The 16,406-nt window shown below is 71.7% G+C and carries 17 protein-coding genes; 9 read left to right on the forward strand and 8 right to left on the reverse strand.

The features are described 5' to 3' along the window. The first annotated feature begins 102 nt into the window (after positions 1-102). The 3 genes from hisI to ACYQPG_RS02085 all read left to right on the forward strand — a co-directional run bounded on the left by hisI (position 103) and on the right by ACYQPG_RS02085 (position 3,226). Positions 103-525 (forward strand): phosphoribosyl-AMP cyclohydrolase, encoded by a 423-nt coding sequence (hisI, locus tag ACYQPG_RS02075; protein ID WP_147941081.1) that lies wholly within the window; start codon positions 103-105, stop codon positions 523-525. Then, positions 522-1,505 (forward strand): patatin-like phospholipase family protein, encoded by a 984-nt coding sequence (locus tag ACYQPG_RS02080; protein ID WP_147941080.1) that lies wholly within the window; start codon positions 522-524, stop codon positions 1,503-1,505. The genes hisI and ACYQPG_RS02080 overlap by 4 nt, the downstream gene beginning before the upstream one ends. Positions 1,506-1,654: 149 nt before the next feature. After that, a complete protein-coding gene (locus ACYQPG_RS02085) occupies positions 1,655-3,226 on the forward strand; it encodes an alkaline phosphatase D family protein (RefSeq protein WP_461230142.1) in 1,572 nt (523 codons plus the stop codon). 52 nt (positions 3,227-3,278) lie between these two features. Here the strand turns inward: ACYQPG_RS02085 and ACYQPG_RS02090 are convergent, their stop codons facing one another. Continuing rightward, positions 3,279-3,710: a CBS domain-containing protein gene (locus ACYQPG_RS02090; protein ID WP_461230143.1), complete on the reverse strand. Its 432-nt coding sequence runs from the start codon at positions 3,708-3,710 to the stop codon at positions 3,279-3,281. A gap of 141 nt (positions 3,711-3,851) precedes the next feature. Then, entirely contained in the window at positions 3,852-4,673 is an 822-nt protein-coding gene (locus ACYQPG_RS02095) for a rhomboid family intramembrane serine protease (RefSeq protein ID WP_461230144.1), read from the reverse strand. A 347-nt stretch (positions 4,674-5,020) separates the two neighbouring features. Here ACYQPG_RS02095 and ACYQPG_RS02100 point away from each other — a divergent pair, with 347 nt between their 5' ends. After that, positions 5,021-5,620: a PAS domain-containing protein gene (locus tag ACYQPG_RS02100; protein WP_147852857.1), complete on the forward strand. Its 600-nt coding sequence runs from the start codon at positions 5,021-5,023 to the stop codon at positions 5,618-5,620. 229 nt (positions 5,621-5,849) lie between these two features. Beyond that, positions 5,850-6,488, forward strand: a complete 639-nt coding sequence (locus ACYQPG_RS02105) for a PilZ domain-containing protein (protein WP_147852858.1) — start codon at positions 5,850-5,852, stop codon at positions 6,486-6,488. A gap of 43 nt (positions 6,489-6,531) precedes the next feature. Here the strand turns inward: ACYQPG_RS02105 and ACYQPG_RS02110 are convergent, their stop codons facing one another. Next, the gene (locus ACYQPG_RS02110) at positions 6,532-7,113 is read right to left on the reverse strand and encodes an SCO family protein (RefSeq protein WP_461232407.1); all 582 of its coding nucleotides are present in this window, start codon (positions 7,111-7,113) and stop codon (positions 6,532-6,534) included. A gap of 99 nt (positions 7,114-7,212) precedes the next feature. Further along, positions 7,213-7,710: a PRC-barrel domain-containing protein gene (locus ACYQPG_RS02115; RefSeq protein WP_461230145.1), complete on the reverse strand. Its 498-nt coding sequence runs from the start codon at positions 7,708-7,710 to the stop codon at positions 7,213-7,215. A gap of 179 nt (positions 7,711-7,889) precedes the next feature. Between ACYQPG_RS02115 and ACYQPG_RS02120 the strand changes: the two genes are divergently transcribed. The 4 genes from ACYQPG_RS02120 (at position 7,890) to ACYQPG_RS02135 (ending at position 10,770) form a co-directional block, all read left to right on the forward strand. Then, entirely contained in the window at positions 7,890-8,369 is a 480-nt protein-coding gene (locus ACYQPG_RS02120) for a tRNA (cytidine(34)-2'-O)-methyltransferase (RefSeq protein ID WP_147906493.1), read from the forward strand. Positions 8,370-8,437: 68 nt separating this feature from the next. Then, a complete protein-coding gene (locus ACYQPG_RS02125; protein WP_461230146.1) occupies positions 8,438-9,868 on the forward strand; it encodes a protein adenylyltransferase SelO in 1,431 nt (476 codons plus the stop codon). Positions 9,869-10,178: 310 nt separating this feature from the next. Then, positions 10,179-10,406 carry a hypothetical protein gene (locus ACYQPG_RS02130; RefSeq protein ID WP_147897275.1) on the forward strand — a complete coding sequence of 76 codons (228 nt, stop codon included), beginning with the start codon at positions 10,179-10,181 and terminating at the stop codon, positions 10,404-10,406. Positions 10,407-10,413: 7 nt separating this feature from the next. Further along, entirely contained in the window at positions 10,414-10,770 is a 357-nt protein-coding gene (locus tag ACYQPG_RS02135; RefSeq protein ID WP_147906495.1) for a hypothetical protein, read from the forward strand. On the opposite strand, the gene ACYQPG_RS02140 is transcribed toward ACYQPG_RS02135, so the two are convergent. The 4 genes from ACYQPG_RS02140 to ACYQPG_RS02155 form a co-directional block, all read right to left on the reverse strand. After that, positions 10,742-11,905: a GNAT family N-acetyltransferase gene (locus tag ACYQPG_RS02140; RefSeq protein ID WP_461230147.1), complete on the reverse strand. Its 1,164-nt coding sequence runs from the start codon at positions 11,903-11,905 to the stop codon at positions 10,742-10,744. The genes ACYQPG_RS02135 and ACYQPG_RS02140 overlap by 29 nt on opposite strands. 10 nt (positions 11,906-11,915) lie before the next feature. Beyond that, positions 11,916-13,331 (reverse strand): lipopolysaccharide biosynthesis protein, encoded by a 1,416-nt coding sequence (locus tag ACYQPG_RS02145; protein WP_147906497.1) that lies wholly within the window; start codon positions 13,329-13,331, stop codon positions 11,916-11,918. 104 nt (positions 13,332-13,435) lie between these two features. Next, entirely contained in the window at positions 13,436-14,935 is a 1,500-nt protein-coding gene (gpmI, locus tag ACYQPG_RS02150; RefSeq protein WP_147906548.1) for a 2,3-bisphosphoglycerate-independent phosphoglycerate mutase, read from the reverse strand. 215 nt (positions 14,936-15,150) lie between these two features. Beyond that, positions 15,151-16,230, reverse strand: a complete 1,080-nt coding sequence (locus ACYQPG_RS02155) for a glycosyltransferase family 2 protein (protein ID WP_461230148.1) — start codon at positions 16,228-16,230, stop codon at positions 15,151-15,153. Positions 16,231-16,406: the final 176 nt, after the last annotated feature.

Genomic DNA, 16,406 nt, shown 5'->3' on the forward strand with positions numbered 1-16,406 from the left:
GGCCGGATGGCCCGATCAGGCGGCCACCGTCATGCGGTCTTCATCGATCGGGCTACACCCAATAGCCTCGACTCAAGCTTCACCGGACTCGCTTCTGCCGCCATGACCGCAAGCGACATCGCTTTCGATCCCCCCGGCACCCGGGCCGAGGTCGAGGAAGGCGCGGCCTTCACCCCGCGCTTCGACCGGGACGGCCTGGTCGCCTGCATCGCGGTCGACGCGCAGGACGGGCGTGTGCTGATGCTCGCCTACATGAACGCCGAATCGCTGGCCCGGACCGTCGCGACCGGGGAAGCCTGGTACTGGTCGCGGTCCCGGCAGGAACTCTGGCACAAGGGCGCGACCAGCGGGCAGATCCAGCGCGTCGTCGAGATGCGGGTCGATTGCGACCAGGACGCGCTGCTGATCCGCGTGGAGGTCGGTGGCGACGGCGGCTGCTGCCACACCGGCCGCCGCGCCTGCTTCTATCGCCGGGTCGTCCGCGGGCCGGATGGCGCCGTCACCCTGGAGGCCGCCGGGGCATGAGCGCGTCCCTTGCCTTGCAATGGCAAGAATGTCCGGCCGTCCCCTATTTCCTCCCCGGAACCGTCGAGCCGATCCGGCCCCTGCCCGCTGCCGGCCCCCGCATCGGCCTGGCGCTCGGCGGTGGTTCGGCCCGGGGCTGGGCCCATATCGGGGTGATCCGCGCCCTCGAGGAGGGCGGCATCCATCCCACCGTGGTGGCGGGCTGCTCGATCGGCGCCGTGGTCGGCGCCTGCTACGCCGCCGGGCGCCTCGACCGCCTGGAGAGCTTCGCGCGGGAACTCACCCGGCACCGGGTAGTCCGGCTGATCGACCCGCGCTTTCCCGGTTCCGGGCTGATCGCCGGCAACCGCCTCCGTCGGCGGCTGTTCGCCGATCTCGGCACGCGCCGGATCGAGAGCCTGCCGATCCGCTTCGGCTGCGTCGCCACCGAGTTCGGCAGCGGCCTGGAGGTGAACCTGACCGAAGGGCCGACCGTCGATGCGGTGCGCGCCTCCTACGCGATCCCCGGCCTGTTCCCGCCCGTGACCCACGAGGGGCGCGTGCTGATGGACGGGACCCTGGTCAACCCCGTCCCGGTGGCGCTCGCCCGCGCGCTCGGGGCCGATCTCGTGATCTGCGTGAACCTCAACGGCGATACCGGTGGCCCGGTGGTGCACGAGGTGCCGGCGCCGGCCGCGCGCCGGAGCTTCCTCCAGCTGATCCGCGCGCGCCTGCCGGGCTTCGAGCCCCAGGAAGCCGAGATCCCGGTCCCGGGCATCGCCCGGGTCGTGCTCGGCGCCTTCAACATCACCCAGGACCGGATCTCCCGGGCGCGGCTGGAGCGCGACCCGCCGGACGTGGCCATCGGCCCGGATGTCGCCGCCTTCGGCCTGTTCGACTTCCACAAGGCCGCCGAGGGGATCGATATCGGCTACCGGGCGGCCCGGGCGGCCCTGCCCCGGATCCGCGCTGTCGTGAACGGCGCCGCCGCGCGGGCCTAGAGCATCGTTCCGAAGGGGCCCGCGGGCTTTCGGAAAAAGGCGATGCGGATCAAGGAGCGCGCATCGTGTTGACGGCTTTCGCGCGAAGGATCGTCACGCGGTTGTAACGACCGGTTGCGATGGCCCCTCATCGAATGAGAGGGCTTCCAATGCATACGAGCCGCCGCCAGATCCTCCTGTCCGGAGGCGCAAGCCTCGTCGGGATCGCCACCGGCGTGGCCCGCCCCGGCCTGAGCCGGGCCGCCGACCGGCCGCTCCTCAGCCACGGCCTCCAGTCCGGCGATGTCGGGACCGATTCCGCGGTGGTCTGGGCCCGCTCCGACCGCCCGGCCCGGGCGATCATCGAGTGGGCCACCACCGAGAGCTTCTCCGAGATCCGCGGCGGCGTCTTCGCGGATGCACTGCCCGAGAGCGACGGCACCGTGAAGGTGGCGCTGGCCGGCCTGCCGCCGGGGCAGGACGTGTTCTACCGGGTCCGCCTGCAGGACGTCGCGGCGCCGACCATCGTCGGACCCGCGCAGGTCGGGCGGTTCCGCACCGCGCCGGCGGACAAGCGCTCGGTCTCGTTCTGCTGGTCGGGCGACACGGTCGGCCAGGGCTGGGGCATCGACGAGGCCCGCGGCGGCATGACGATCTACGCGGCGATCCTCAAGAACCGGCCGGACTTCTTCATCCATTCCGGCGACACGATCTATGCCGACGGGCCGATCCAGGCCGAGGTGAAGCTCCCGGACGGCAGCCTCTGGCGCAACCGCGTCACTGAGGAGGTCGCCAAGCCCGCCGAGACGCTCGCCGAGTTCCGCGGCCGCCACAAGTACAACCTCACCGACCGGAACGTGCTGGCGATGAACGCCGCCGTGCCGATCCTGGCGCAGTGGGACGACCACGAGGTCACCAACAATTGGTGGCCGGGCGAGCCGTTGACCCGGGCCGAGCACCTCAAGAAGAAGTACACGGACCCGAACGTGCTCGCGATGCAGCTGCGCGCGGCGCGCGCCTTCCACGAGTACATGCCGATGCGCTTCGAGCCGGCCGAGCCCGGCCGGGTCTACCGCAAAATCGCCTACGGCCCGCTGGTCGACGTGTTCATGCTCGACATGCGCTCCTACCGGGGCCCGAACGGCGAGAACCGGCAGAAGGAATACGGCCCCGACGCGTATTTCCTGGGGCCGCAACAGATCGCGTGGCTGAAGCGGGCGCTCACGGCATCCCGCGCGACCTGGAAGGTGATCGCCGCCGACATGCCGCTCGGCCTCGTGGTGACCTACGACGTGGACCGCAATTTCGGCTCGGAGGCGGTGGCGCAGGGTGACGGGCCGCCGCTCGGGCGCGAGCTGGAGATCGCCGACCTGCTGCGGTTCATCAAGCAGGCCAAGATCCGCAACACGGTCTGGCTGACCGCGGACGTGCACTACACGGCCGCCCACTACTACGACCCGAACAAGGCGCAGTTCCAGGATTTCGACCCGTTCTGGGAGTTCGTCTCGGGCCCGCTCCACGCCGGCACCTTCGGGCCCAACGCGCTCGACAACACGTTCGGCCCGCAACTGCGCTACGTGAAGGCGCCCGACAAGGGCCAGGTGAACCTGTCACCGGCCGCGGGCTACCAGTTCTTCGGCCACGTCGCGGTGGATGGTGACACCGAGCAGATGACCGTGACCCTCAAGGACGCGGCCGACACCGACCTCTGGCACGTCACCCTCGACCCCGCGAAGGCGTAGGCGCAGGCAACGTCGCCGCCCGCCGGACTCCGCGTCCGGCCGGCGCGCGATCTCACGCCATGGTGATGTAATCGCGCAGGGCCTGGTGCTCGGCCTCGACCGTGGCGATGCGGCGCGCCACCACGTCGCCGATGGAGATCAGGCCGACGAGTCGGCCGTCCTCGCAAACCGGGACGTGGCGGAACCGCCCTTCCGTCATCAAGCCCATCACTTCCTCGATGGTGGAGCTTCGGCCGCAGGTGGTGACCGTGCCGGTCATGTGGTCCGAGACCGGCGCGTCGAAGGTCGCGCCGCCGTGGCGGGCGAGCGCCCGCATGATGTCCCGCTCCGAGATGATCCCGGCCACCGACCCGTCGGCATGGGCGACCACCAGTGCGCCGATCCGCTTGTCGGCAAGGATCTGGATCACCTCCTCGAGGGTCTTGTCGGGGCTCACGGTGACGACGGAGCTGCCCTTCTCGGCAAGGATGCGTGCGACGGTCATGGCTCTCTCCCTGTGACGCGGTGCGTGCGCCGTCAGCCGCGGCGCCTCCGTTACGCTGTCGTCCGGGTTGGCCCCGGCTCGTTCACATTATGGCGAGTGTGTGACCGATCCGGCGCGTTGGCAAGATGCCGGGATTTCGTCTCAGGGCCGGGTCGCCTCGCGTCGATCGAGCAGCGGGAACAGCAGGAAGCCCGCGATGAAGCCGCCGAGATGCGCGTCCCACGCGATGGCGGCGTTCTCGCCCACGAGCGGCACGCTGACGAGCCCGAACAGCAGATTGGTGATGAGCCAGATCGCCAGAAAGGCCACCGCGGTCCGGTTGCGCAGGAGTTCGGGAACCGTCTCGGCCGGCCGGTGCGGCGGCAATTGCCAGGACGGGCCGGCATACCCGGAGGCGGGCGGCTGGAACACGAAGCGGGCCGCCGCCGCCATCAGGGCCGAGATTCCCGCCGAGGCGCCGACCAGCGGTCCCGCGCTCAGGGGGTCGATCATCACATGCAGCAGGCCGCCGGCCACGGTTCCGGCCAGCGCAATCAGGAAGTAGCGCCAAGCGCCGCAGCGCCGGGCCACGGGCGACCCGAAGGCGGCCAGCCAGACGCTGTTGAAGATCACGTGCATCCAGGAGCCGTGCAGCAGGGCGTAGGTCGCCAGCGTCCAGGGCAGCAGCGCGTGCTCGGAGGTGATGTAGCGGGCGAACGCCTCGCGGGCGGCCTCCATGTCGGGGTCGCCGAGGCCGGCGGCCGCCTGGATCACGTCGGCGGCCTTCCCGGGATCGAACCACACCGTCCAGCGGGCGGGCACCAGGGCGAGGTCGAGGACGACCCGGATGTCGAGCGTGTCCGGCAGCACGAACTCGCGCAGGGCCTGGATCGCCATCAGCAATCCGATCGAGAGCGTCACCACCCCCGGCATGTTGAACACGGGCACGCGGCTCTGGCGCGGGAATTCGGGGGAGGCATCCATCCTGGCACCATGTCGGGGCTGCGGGGTGTCGGGCAAGTCCCGGCGACGTATTGAAGCCTTTTCGGGTGATGTTTGGCTGCTAGGGGGTTCGAAAGAACGAATGCCGGCCGGCTCGATCGAACCGATGGCGGCGGCGTGCGCGCCGCCTACGACGAGATCCGGACCGTGATCAGCCTCATGCCGGCAGCCTCGGTCTGTCCTGCTCTCGATCCCAGGAAGCGTCCCGCGCCGGGCGGCACGGCGTATGCGCCGGACGATCCAGATCGCCCCGGATCACCGGCCCGTCCCACGCGGATGTGCCAGGATGATCCAGGGACGGACACCAGGCGTATCGATCCGGGACTCCGATGAAACATCCCACGAGCCGCATGCTCCATGCCTATTGGGAGCGCCTGCGCGGTGAGCGCGCCGCGCCCGAGCGCGCCGAGATCGAGCCGGGCGAGATCCGGCATCTGCTGGCCGACAGCCTGATCCTGGAACTCGACATGGCGACGCGCGCGGCCACAATCCGGCTCGCCGGCACGCGGGTCTGCGCCCTCTACGGCCGCGAGTTGAAGGGCGAGACCTTCGCCGGCCTGTGGGGCGCGGAGGCCCCCGATCCCTGGCGCATCGTCGAGATCGTGGCCAGCGATACCCTGGGCGTGGTCGCGGGCCTGCGCGGCCTGAACACGGCCGGCGAGGCGGTGGATCTGGAGCTCCTGCTCCTGCCGCTGCGCCATCGCGGACGGATGCAGGTCCGGGCGCTCGGCACCCTGAGCGTCGAGAGCACGCCCCACTGGATCGGCCTGCGCCCGCTGGTCCAAGCCGAGACCACCTCCCTGCGCATCCTCCCCGGCCGCAGGATGGAGGCCGCGCCGCCGGCGCGACCGGCCTTGCGCGGTCCTGCCGGCTTTCCCGGCCCGGTGCGCCGGGGGCATCTCCTCGTTCATGCCGGCGGACGGGCGTAAAACCGCGCGCCGAGAACTGCATTTGGAATATTAGACATCGATTTTTCGACCGAAGATCGCGTCCGATCGGGACGAACTGGCAACTGTACAGGCCAGACCGGCCCTGGCGCTCGGTCAGGACAGAAAAATCTACGGCACGGCGGATATTGTCGAATCGGAAAAAAGGCTTTCGTAACAGTCCCGGTCTAGCTTGCGATGACGATTGTCGCGGCGTGGAGCCCATCTCGGTATGATCGCGGTCGACGCCACCGCCGGGACGGACGTGAGCCGCGCGGCCAGCCGGGGGCGCGACGCGGCCGACCAGCGACGCCACCAGCGCGTCCGGGTCGCCGTGCTGGGCCGCTACATGCTGGCCGACCGCCGCGAATATCCCTGCCAGACCGTGGACATGTCGCCGGGCGGCGTCCGGCTGACCTGCGCTGTGGTGGGCGAGGTCGGCGAGCGCGTGGTGCTCTACCTCGAGCATATCGGCCGGATCGAGGGCGTCATCGCCCGCCACAGCGAGGGCGGCTTCGCGGTCCAGCTCAACGCCACGCCACGCAAGCGGGACAAGATCGCGTCCCAGCTGACCTGGCTCGCCAACCGGGAGATCCTGGGCCTGCCCGAGGGGCGCTCCCACGAGCGGCTCGTGCCGACCCACACGGCGGTGACCCTGCGCGTCGAGAGCGGCCGGGAGATCAAGGCCCGGCTGATCGACATCTCGATTTCCGGCGTGGCGATCTCCAGCACGGCCACGCTGCCCCTCGGGGCGGCCGTCACGGTGGGCAGCACGCCCGGGCGGCTGGTGCGCTACTTCGAGGGGGGCTTCGGCGTGCAGTTCCTGCTGCCGCTCTCCCCCGACCGCTTCCATGCCGGGATGACGCTCTAGAGCCGTCCCGACCGCGTTGGGATCGTCTCGTCAGATCTTGTTGTCAGATCTTCTTGGACAGCTGCGCCGCGGTCTCCTCGGCCGGGCGGGAGAGGTCGAGGGCGCCGAGGAAGCGGTTCTGCGCGTCCATCACGTAGACGATCGCCGTGTGCTCCATCGTGTAGTCCCCGTCCTTACCGGGGACCTTGCGGGCATAGGCCCGATACGCCTTCTCGGTGGCCACGATCTGCTCGGGGCTGCCGGTGAGACCGGTGATGCGCGGATCGAAGCTCGACAGGTAGGTCTTCAGGCTCGCCGGGTCGTCGCGCTCAGGATCGACGGTGACGAACGCGACACGCATCCGCTCGGCCTTCGGCCCGAGGGCGGCGAGCACGTCCGAAACCTGCTGGAGCGTCGTCGGGCACACGTCCGGGCAGTGGGTGAAGCCGAAGAACACGAGGTGCGGCGCGCCGGCGAAATCGCGCTCGGTGACCGTGCGCCCGTTCTGGTCGACCAGCGTGAACGGGCCGCCGACCCCGGACACGCCCACAGGCGCCCGGTCCGGCATGAAGGCGAACACCGCTGCCCCGGTCAGGCCGACGAGACCCAGGCAGAAGGCCAGAAGCGGGATCAGGGCGCGGCGCATCTTCATCGGACTCCGACCTCCGTGCAGCGGCTGGCACAGCACGGAACGGCGCGCGAAGGCAAGCCAGCGTTATGCCGCCGGCTCGCCTCGGACCCGATGTCAGGGCTTGGCGGCGGGCTCTCCGGCGGCCGGGGCGGCGGCCGCGCCCTTCGGCGGCTCCTTGCCGAGGTAGATGTATTCCGGCGCGGCCTTCAGCTGATCCTTGGTCGTGTCGATGCGGGCCTGGAGCGTCTTGTCGTCGGTCCGGTCGAGCTTCATCACCGACGGGTCGACGGCCACGTACTTGGATCCGATCCCGAGGAAGCCGCCGACGCCGATGACCCAGGACTTCACGCTGCCCTTCTGGTCGAGGACGAAGTCCGCGATCTGCCCGATCGTGTCGTTGGCCTCGTTGGTGACGTTGGCCCCGATCAGCTTGCTGGCGACCATGTCGTCCGGGGACTGGGCCACGAAGGTCGGGCGCAGGTTGTCGGCCATGGTGGCCGGCTGACCGGCCACCGGCGCGGCCGGCGCTCCGGCATTCGGGGTGGCATTCTGCGCCGCGGCGGTTGCGAGACCGGCCAACAGAAGGGCCGAGGCCAGGAGCGGAGTGCGCATCGGGTGAGGACTTTCGGACAGCGTTCGCAAACGAAGGTGGCGCCGCCTTAAACCTTTGGCGCAGCGTAAGTTCCGCCGATTTTCTTCGGGCGCCCCGGATTGCGCGCCCCTTTGCCGGCTGTGGGTCCGACGCCCGGCGCTTTGACGGCACGGCGCCGGCCCATCACAAGCCTGGCCCCATGCTGCGCCTCGTCCTCTACCAACCCGACATCCCCCAGAACACCGGCACGATGCTGCGGATGGCCGCCTGCCTCGGGCTCGCGGTCGAGATCGTGGAGCCCGCGGGCTTCGACGTCTCGGACCGGCACCTGCGCCGCTCGGGGCTCGATTACCTCGACCACGTGGCGATCACCCGGCACCGCTCGTTTTCGGCCTTCGAGGCGTGGCGGGCCGAGGCCGGCCTGCGGCTTGTCCTCGCCACAACGGCGGGCGCCCGGCCCCATACGGATTTCGCGTTCGGCCCGGACGATTGCATCATGGTCGGGCGCGAATCGGCCGGCGTACCCGATTCCGTCCATGCGGCCGCCGACGCCCGGGTCGTGGTGCCGATCCGGCCGGGCCTGCGCTCGCTCAACGTCGCGGTCGCGGCCGCGATGATCGCCGGCGAGGCCCTGCGCCGGACCGGCGGGTTCGAACCGGATCGCGGCCCACCGGCTTGATAGGGGCGGGGCATCATGGGGGCGGGTCCTCGGCAGCACCCGCGCCGCCAGCCCGGGAGACGCGCCGCGTGACCGAACCCAGACCCTACCGGCCGTCCCGGCGCCACGCCGATCTTGGATCCGCCTTCTACGATCCCGTGGCGGCCGCGCGCGTCCCGGCCACGATCCTGCGCTACCGCAACCAGGCCTGGGCCGCGCGCGTTGGCCTCTCCGGCTTGTCGGATGAGGACTGGATCGCCCATTTTGGCCGGTTCGCGCCGCTGCCTGGTAGCTTCGAGACGCCCCTGGCGCTGCGCTATCACGGCCACCAGTTCCGCTCGTACAATCCGGAACTGGGCGACGGCCGCGGCTTCCTGTTCGCGCAGCTGCACGACCTGGAGGACGGGCGGCTGCTCGATCTCGGCACCAAGGGCAGCGGCACGACGCCGTGGTCCCGCGGGGCCGACGGGCGGCTCACCCTCAAGGGCGGCGTGCGCGAGGTGCTGGCCACGGCGCTGCTGGAGGCGCAGGGCGTCTACACGTCGAAGAGCTTCAGCCTGATCGAGACCGGCGAGGATCTGGTGCGCGGCGACGAGCCTTCCCCGGCCCGGTCCAGCGTGCTGGTGCGGCTCTCGCACGGGCATATTCGCGTCGGCAGCTTCCAGCGCTTCCTGGCGCTGGGCGAGCCGGACAACATCGCCCGGCTGCTCGACCACACCATCGAGACCCACCGGCCGGACCTCTGGCGCGAAACCCTGGAGGACCGGGGCGTCGCCTTCCTGGAGGATGTGGTCGCCCGGGTCGCCCGGCTCGGCGCGCAATGGGCGGCCGCGGGCTTCGTCCACGGAGTGCTCAACTCCGACAACATCAACGTCACCGGCGAGAGCTTCGATTACGGCCCCTGGCGCGTCCTGCCGCATTACGACCCGGACTTCACCGCCGCGTATTTCGACGAGACCGGGCTCTACAGCTTCGGCCGCCAGCCCGAGGCGCTGTTCTGGAACCTGGCCCGGCTGGCCGATTGCCTGCTGACGCTCAGCCCGCAGGCGCGCCTGGAAGCGGCCCTGTCCGGCTTCGGCCCCGCCCTGCAGGACGGGTTTGCGCAGGCGCTGTTCGGCCGGCTCGGGTTGGCTGAGGCGCCCCGGCCCGAGACCGACCGGCTGGTCTCGGCGGTCTGGCGGTTCCTGGCCGAGACCCGCGCGCCGTTCGAGCGCTTCTTCTTCGACTGGTACGGCGGCCCGGCGAGCGCCGGCCGGGCGGAGGCCGGCCCGAGCGCCGGTCATTACCGATCGGAGGCCTTCGCGCCGGTGCGGGCGGCGCTCGACGCGCTCACCCCGGCTCCGGGCGCGCGGCTCGACCATCCCTATTTCGCGGGGGAGCCCTGCACGATGCTGATCGAGGAGGTCGAGGCGCTCTGGGCCCCGATCGCTGCGGCCGACGACTGGTCGCTGTTTGCGGCCAAGCTCGCCGCGGTGGCGCAGATGGCCGAGGCCTGCGGCACCGCGCCCTCGGCCGCCTGAGCCTCCTCTTCGGCCAGCCGCCGCTGCTCCTCGGCGTAGCCGCCCGCGATCGCCATGTCGACGAGGCGCCGGGTCAGCCGGAAGGCCAGCCAGAACAGGACGAGGCAGACGGCAGTCGCGGCGGCAGCCTTGAGCGGGTCCACGGGACTCCTCGAACAATCTCCCCTATGTCGGGGCGGGCCCCTCTTAGAGCCGCCCCGGATCGCGTTGCAATCGGACTTGGCTCCGAGGCCGTCTCCCGGGACGGTTTTCACCCCGCGCCGAACCGGGCCCGCTCCGGCGGCGGGCGCTCACGATCAGGCAGGTGCCGTTGCGCGAGACGTTCCATATCGAAGTCCTCGGTCCGGAATCCGGCGAGGTCCAGACGCGGATCTCGGTGCGCGTCGGCAGCCTGGAGACCGCCCAGGAGCGGGCCCTGCGCCTGTTCGCCCGCGCCCGGGTGCCGCAGCGGTCCGGCGAGCCGGCCGAGGCCGTGCGGGTCATCGACGGCGCCGGCCGCGAGGTGTTCTTCCGCAGCCGCTTCGACGCGGCGGATTGAGGGGCCGATGCGCGCCGCCCTGATCCTGCCCGGGCTCGTCCTGCTGAGCTGCGGCCTGTTCCTGCGCAGCTACACCCTGGCGCCCGCCCCCGACCGGCGCGGCGGCACGACGCTCCAGCTGACCTGGCCCAACCGCCCGGCGTTCGGAAGCCCGCGGGCCGACTGCCTCGGAACGCCTGCGGACGAGCCGGTCGTCCCCTGCCTGATCGCCTCGGTCGCGCGCGCGCGGAGCGAGGGCATCCCGGTGATCCAGTTGCCGTTCTGCGCGACCTGCTACGGTCTGTCCGAGCGGATCGCACGCATCGGCCGCGACGACGCGGCGGTGCAGGCCCGGCTCACGCAGATCGCCCGCTTCGGCTGGTGAGGCGCGCCCGCGCCACGCGCTCGCGGGCGCGCTCCAGAGTGCGGGCCAGGGGGAACAGCGGGTCGCGGCCGGCCTCAACCAGCAGGTGGGCGATCGGGCGCCGTTCCGTCCAGAATGTCGAGCCGAGGGCGAAATCCGGCGGGGCGCAAGAATCGATCCGATCGATCCGGTCGATGCCCTCGCGGGCCAGCACCGTCTCGGTCAGGCGGTGGACGAGTTGCACCCCGGGGGCGGCCTCCGGGTCCGCCTCGTCGTGGGCGATCTTGAGGACCCAGGCCTCGGCGCCGGTGATCGGCAGGATCGCGGAGGCCAGGACGCGGCCGTCCCGGCGCAGCCGCGCCACGCGTAGCCGCCCCTCGGATCCGAGATCGGCCAGCACGGCGCGCAGGAACGCCACCTCGTCGGGCCGCTCCCCCAGGCCGGTGCCGGCCCGGCCCTTCCAGCCCGCCGCCTCGAGGGCGACGTGGTCGTCCAGGGCGCGGTCGAGCGCCGCGGGGGCGTCCAGGATCTCGAGCGCGACCGGCCCCGCGGCCTCCAGGCGCTGCCGGGCGAGGCGCAGCTTGCGCCGCCGCTTGCCGGATAGGTGGTCGAGATACGTCGCCCGTGCCTGCATCGACCGGCCGGTCACGTCGAGCAACCCCCGTTCGTGCGGCCAGTAGGCGACCCGCCGCACCCCGCACGCGGACAGCAGGTCGGCCAGGGGGCCGGTTGCGGGCGCGTTCGGCAGCAGCAGCCGCGGCGGCAGGCCGAGCGCCCGCGGCGCGGCGAGCAGTCCCGCGAGCGCGGCCCCCGGGTCGGCGGCGTCGAGCAGCGGCGCGCCGAACGGGCCGTATCCGTGGGTCCAGCCCATCAGCACGGGCAGCGGCAGGCCCCAACGGCGCCACAGCCGGCGGAACGGCCAGGCGGCCAGGATCCGCGCGCCCGGCGCCTCGGGGGGACGGTCGGCCACGATCAGGAGCCGCACGCCGTCGCCGAAGGGGGCTCGGGCCGCCAGCGCGTAGCCGGCCTCGTAGAACGGGTTGCGGACCGCGGCGCCCGCACCGAGCGCCCGCCAGGCCGGGATCCAGGCGGCGGCCGGATCGAGGGGACGGACCGCCGCCACGAGGCCGCCGGCAAGGGTCGCAGTGTCCGGCATGGCGCGCCCCTCAGGCCGCGAGCCGGTGGCGGATCGCCCCGGCGAACCCGAGCACGTCGTAGCGCCACGCGGTCGCCCCGGCCACGGTGAGGAGCAGGACCAGCCGCAGGGCCTGGCCGGGCGGCATCAGGCCACCCGGGATCAGGCCGATCCCGGCCATCACCGCGCCGCAGACCAGGGCCGCGCCGGCGATCCCCGTCATGTCGGCGAGCGGCAGCGGCATCGTGGTGCCGGCCCGATAGGCGCCGAGCACCAGCACCAGGCAGGCCGCAGCCTGCCCGCCCGCGAAGGCCAAAGCCGCCCCGGCGGCGCCGAGCGTCGGGATCAGCAGCAGGGAGAGTGCCGCCACCGCCGCCAGGGTGGCGAAGGCCGCCCCCGCCTCGAGCCGGCTGGTGCGGGTGAAGTAGATCACCTGCCCGAAATAATAGGCGCGGAACATCATCAGGATGCTGGCCAGGATCAGCACCGGGGCGAGCGCGCGGGCCTCCGCCCGGTAGGCCGGCCCGAGCAGCACCGCGACGACGAGGTCGTCGAAGCAGAGGAAGAACACCGCCCCGAAGGCGGCGATCAGGGTCATCGCCCGGGCGGCGTCGCTCAGCACCCCGGAGGCCGCCGCGATGCCACCGACCCGCGCCTCGCGCTTGGCGATGGAGATCAGCGACAGGGCGATCGCCTCGCCGAACACGATGAAGCTCTGCTTCAGGAAGTCGGCCAGCGCCCCGTAGGCGCCCAGCCCCGCGGGCCCCACGGTCTTGGCGATGATCAGCCGGTCGAGGCTCTGGGCCAGGGCCGCCGTCCCGAAGGACAGCACCAGCGGCCAGCCATAGGCGAACAGCCGCAGAGCCTCGGCGCGGCTGCCGCGGCCGGGCATCATCGGGGCGATGGTGATCGCGGCCGGCAGCGCCGCCAGGGCGTTGGCGGCGGCCACGGCAAAAGCGAGGTGCAGCGGATCGGTCGACAGGTGCAGCGCCAGGCTGCCCAGTGCGAGCATCAGCACGGCCCGGCTCATCACCGAGGCCGCCACCGCACCGGCCTTCAGGCGCGTGCGGGCGATCTCGGTGGAGCCCTCGAACAGGGTGGTGCCGAAGGCGAGCGCCAGGATCGCGGCCGCCATATCGGCCGGGACCAGCCCGAGCCCGGCCGCGAGCGCGCTGCCGAGCCCGGCGAGCAGCAGCGTGCCGCCCAGGATCCGCACCACGGTGCCGACCTGCGCCGGCTCACGGGCCTCGTCGTAGAGGGCGAAGAACGCGAATTTCGGCCACTGGCAGGTCGCCCCGTAGAGCACCAGCGCCCAGGACAGGACGTACAGGTAGATCCCGTAGCTCTCCACCGGCGCGAGGCGCGTGAACACGGCCACGGAGGCCATGTTCAGGGCGGCGGCGAAGCCGCGCGAGCCGACATAGATCAGGCTGTGCCGCGCAATCATGTCCTACGCATCATGCGCCATCCGGGTCGCCGCTTCGGCGATATCCCTTATGCGGGCGCAAGCGTTAGGGCATCGTTCCGGCGGGTGCCGTGTGGTCGGCCCGCTCAGCGGCGGATCAGCGACCGCCCGGTCATCTCGGCAGGCTGTTCGAGGCCCATCAGGTCGAGGAGGGTCGGCGCGACGTCGGCCAGGCGGCCGTCGGCGAGCGTCACGCCATCGACGCCGACCAGCATCGCCGGCACCGGGTTGAGGGTGTGGGCGGTGTGCGGCTCGCCGGTCTCCGGATCGCGCATCATCTCGCAATTGCCGTGGTCGGCGGTGACGAGCAGCGCGCCCCCGCTGGACCTGATCGCGTCGACCACCCGGCCGAGGCAGGCATCCACCGTCTCCACCGCCTTCACGGCGGCGGCGAGGCTGCCGGTATGGCCGACCATGTCGGGATTGGCGAAGTTCAGCAGGATCATGTCGTAGCGGCCGGAGCCGATCGCCTCCACGGCGCGGTCGGTCAATTCCGCGGCCGACATCTCCGGCTGCAGGTCGTAGGTCGCCACCTTCGGGGACGGCACCAGGATCGCGTCCTGGCCCTCGAACGGCGCCTCGCGGCCGCCGTTCATGAAATAGGTGACGTGCGGATACTTTTCGGTCTCGGCCATGCGCAGCTGGGTGCGCCCGGCCCGGGCCACGGTCTCGCCGAGGCCGTTCGGCAGGTCGAGGGGGCCGAACAGGGTGTCGGCGAAGGCGTCGATCTCGACGCTGTACTGGACGATGCCGAGGGCTGCGGCGAACCGGACCGTCCGGGTCCGCGCGAAGCCCGCGAAGGCCGGATCGAGCAGGGCCTCGAGGATCTGCCGGGTCCGGTCGGCGCGGAAATTGAAGCTCAGCACGCCGTCGCCGTCCTGCATGCCGGCATAGTCGCCGATGATGGCCGGCCGCAGGAACTCGTCCGACAGGTCGAGCACATAGGAGGCGGCGATCGCCTCCAGGGCGCTCGCGAACCGGGCGCCGCGCGCCGCGGTCATCGCGTCGTAGGCGATCGAGACCCGCTCCCAGCGCCGGTCGCGGTCCATCGCGTAGTAGCGGCCGCACAAGGTGGCGATGCGGGCGCCGTCGGGGAGTGCGGCCTCGACGGCCTCCAGGCAGCCGGCCGCGGAGCGCGGCGGCATATCGCGCCCGTCCGTGAAGGCGTGGAGGCGGACCGGCACGCCGGCCTCGACCAGCACCCGCGCCAGCGCCACCGCGTGGTCCTGGTGCGCGTGGACGCCCCCGGGCGACAGCAGGCCGACGAGGTGGCAGGTCCCGCCGCTCGCCCGCAGCGCGTCGATGAACCGGGTCAGGGCCGGGTTGCTGGCGAGCGAGCCGTCCGCGACGGCGGTATCGATGCGTGGCAGGTCCTGCATGACCACCCGGCCCGCGCCGATGTTCAGGTGCCCGACCTCGGAATTGCCCATCTGCCCCTCGGGCAGGCCGACATCGGCCCCGAAGGTCTGCAGCCGCGCCCGGGGACCCTCGCGCATCAGGCCGTCGAAGACGGGCGTGCGGGCCTGGTGGACGGCATTGTCGGCGACCGCGTCCCGGAGTCCCCAGCCGTCGAGGATCACGAGCATCACGGGGCGCGGGGTCCTGTCGGGCACGGTCACAACACTCCAAGGCCTGCACGGCACGGCGCATCTCTCCGGACCCTCGAGGTCCGGAGAGATGCGCGTGTCGATAATCGGCTTGGCCGCGCGAGACTACAGCCCAGGGTAGGAATTGGCGACGGAAGGGGAACGGCGTCCGGTATCTGACACGGGATTCGCGGGGCCCGTTCGCAGAATCCCGGTCAGTTGACGCTCGCCGGATCCGATCCGGGTGCGACGCCGAGCAGGGGCGGCTTCCGGCGCAAGGCGGTCCGCAACAGGGTCCGGCGATAACCACGATGCGACAGGAAGCCGGCGGCCCAGGCCAGGTGCATCGCGATCGCCGCCGGGCCGCTCATGACCAGGCCCGGCTCCCGCGCCTTCAGGGCCAGCGCGAGGCCGCTGAGGCCGCAGCCCCCCACATAGACCGCCAGCAGGATCAGCAGCATCGGGGCAACCGTGACGAGGGCCAGGGCGGCAACGCCGTAGAGCAGGACCAGGGGCGGCAGCATCTGGCGCATCCGCGGCAGGCTGGCGTGCTTCTCCAGGGTTCGGGCGCAGCCACGGCCGTACAGGAAATATTGCCGGGTCAGGCTGAACAGGGTCGCGCGGGGGTAGTAGGTCACGACGAGGTCGGCCGCGAGATAGATCTTGCCGCCGGCCGCGCAGAGCCGGCGGTCGAGTTCGGCGTCCTCGTTGTGCGAGAAACTCTCGTCGTATCCACCGACCCGCAGGAACTCGCGCCGGTCGAAGATGGCGTGGTGGCCGTGGGCGACGTAGCCCGAGATCCCGCCCAGGCGGTGCGCCGAGCCGCCGTTGCCGAGCCGGCTGTTCTGGGCGGCTGCGATGGCACGCTGCAGCGGCGTCACCCCGATGGTCCGCAGGGGCACGACCACCGAGACGGCGTCCCACTGGCGAATCGTCCGCATCAGGTCCTGCACCCAGTTCTCGGGATAGGCCGCGTGGCAATCGGCGCGCACGAGATAGGTCGAGCCCGGATGTGCGAGGCGGGCCGCTAGGTTGAGCGCCGAGGCCTGGATGCGGCGGGCATTGTGGATCAGCTGGATTCGCGGATCCTTGTCGCTGAGCGCCTGGACGATGGCGCAGGTCGCGTCGCTGCTGCCGCCGTCCATCACCAGCAATTCACACGCGAGCGACCCTGGGGCCGGCATCACCGAGCGGATCGCCTCGGCGATGTGCTGGGCCTCGTTCAGGGCCGGCATGGCGATCGTCACCAACGGGATGCCCGCGCCGTCCGGGCCGTCGACCGAAGCGTCCTTCATGGCGGTTCTCCTGAGACCCGAGCCCGATCTTGCGCCGGCCCCGCGGTGGCCCCGTTCCGGAGGAAGCCCAGCGCCTCGGTGAGGACGGCCCGTTCGCCCGGCACGCGTGTCCGGGCCGGCCGAGCCGGCATCGACAGAGACGACGTCCCGCGCCCGGGGTCTCTTCTGTCCTCATA

This window comes from Methylobacterium sp. CM6246 (assembly GCF_054818005.1).

Coding starts and splice junctions, on each gene's coding strand:
- ACYQPG_RS02155 (WP_461230148.1), bottom strand. CDS start 16,230: ATGAAGGACGCTTCGGTCGACGGCCCGGACGGCGCGGGCATCCCGTTG.
- ACYQPG_RS02080 (WP_147941080.1), top strand. CDS start 522: ATGAGCGCGTCCCTTGCCTTGCAATGGCAAGAATGTCCGGCCGTCCCC.
- ACYQPG_RS02100 (WP_147852857.1), top strand. CDS start 5,021: ATGAAACATCCCACGAGCCGCATGCTCCATGCCTATTGGGAGCGCCTG.
- hisI (WP_147941081.1), top strand. CDS start 103: ATGACCGCAAGCGACATCGCTTTCGATCCCCCCGGCACCCGGGCCGAG.
- ACYQPG_RS02140 (WP_461230147.1), bottom strand. CDS start 11,905: ATGCCGGACACTGCGACCCTTGCCGGCGGCCTCGTGGCGGCGGTCCGT.
- gpmI (WP_147906548.1), bottom strand. CDS start 14,935: ATGCTCGTGATCCTCGACGGCTGGGGACTCCGGGACGCGGTCGCCGAC.
- ACYQPG_RS02115 (WP_461230145.1), bottom strand. CDS start 7,710: ATGCGCACTCCGCTCCTGGCCTCGGCCCTTCTGTTGGCCGGTCTCGCA.
- ACYQPG_RS02090 (WP_461230143.1), bottom strand. CDS start 3,710: ATGACCGTCGCACGCATCCTTGCCGAGAAGGGCAGCTCCGTCGTCACC.
- ACYQPG_RS02085 (WP_461230142.1), top strand. CDS start 1,655: ATGCATACGAGCCGCCGCCAGATCCTCCTGTCCGGAGGCGCAAGCCTC.
- ACYQPG_RS02120 (WP_147906493.1), top strand. CDS start 7,890: ATGCTGCGCCTCGTCCTCTACCAACCCGACATCCCCCAGAACACCGGC.
- ACYQPG_RS02095 (WP_461230144.1), bottom strand. CDS start 4,673: ATGGATGCCTCCCCCGAATTCCCGCGCCAGAGCCGCGTGCCCGTGTTC.
- ACYQPG_RS02110 (WP_461232407.1), bottom strand. CDS start 7,113: ATGCGCCGCGCCCTGATCCCGCTTCTGGCCTTCTGCCTGGGTCTCGTC.
- ACYQPG_RS02135 (WP_147906495.1), top strand. CDS start 10,414: ATGCGCGCCGCCCTGATCCTGCCCGGGCTCGTCCTGCTGAGCTGCGGC.
- ACYQPG_RS02145 (WP_147906497.1), bottom strand. CDS start 13,331: ATGATTGCGCGGCACAGCCTGATCTATGTCGGCTCGCGCGGCTTCGCC.
- ACYQPG_RS02105 (WP_147852858.1), top strand. CDS start 5,850: ATGATCGCGGTCGACGCCACCGCCGGGACGGACGTGAGCCGCGCGGCC.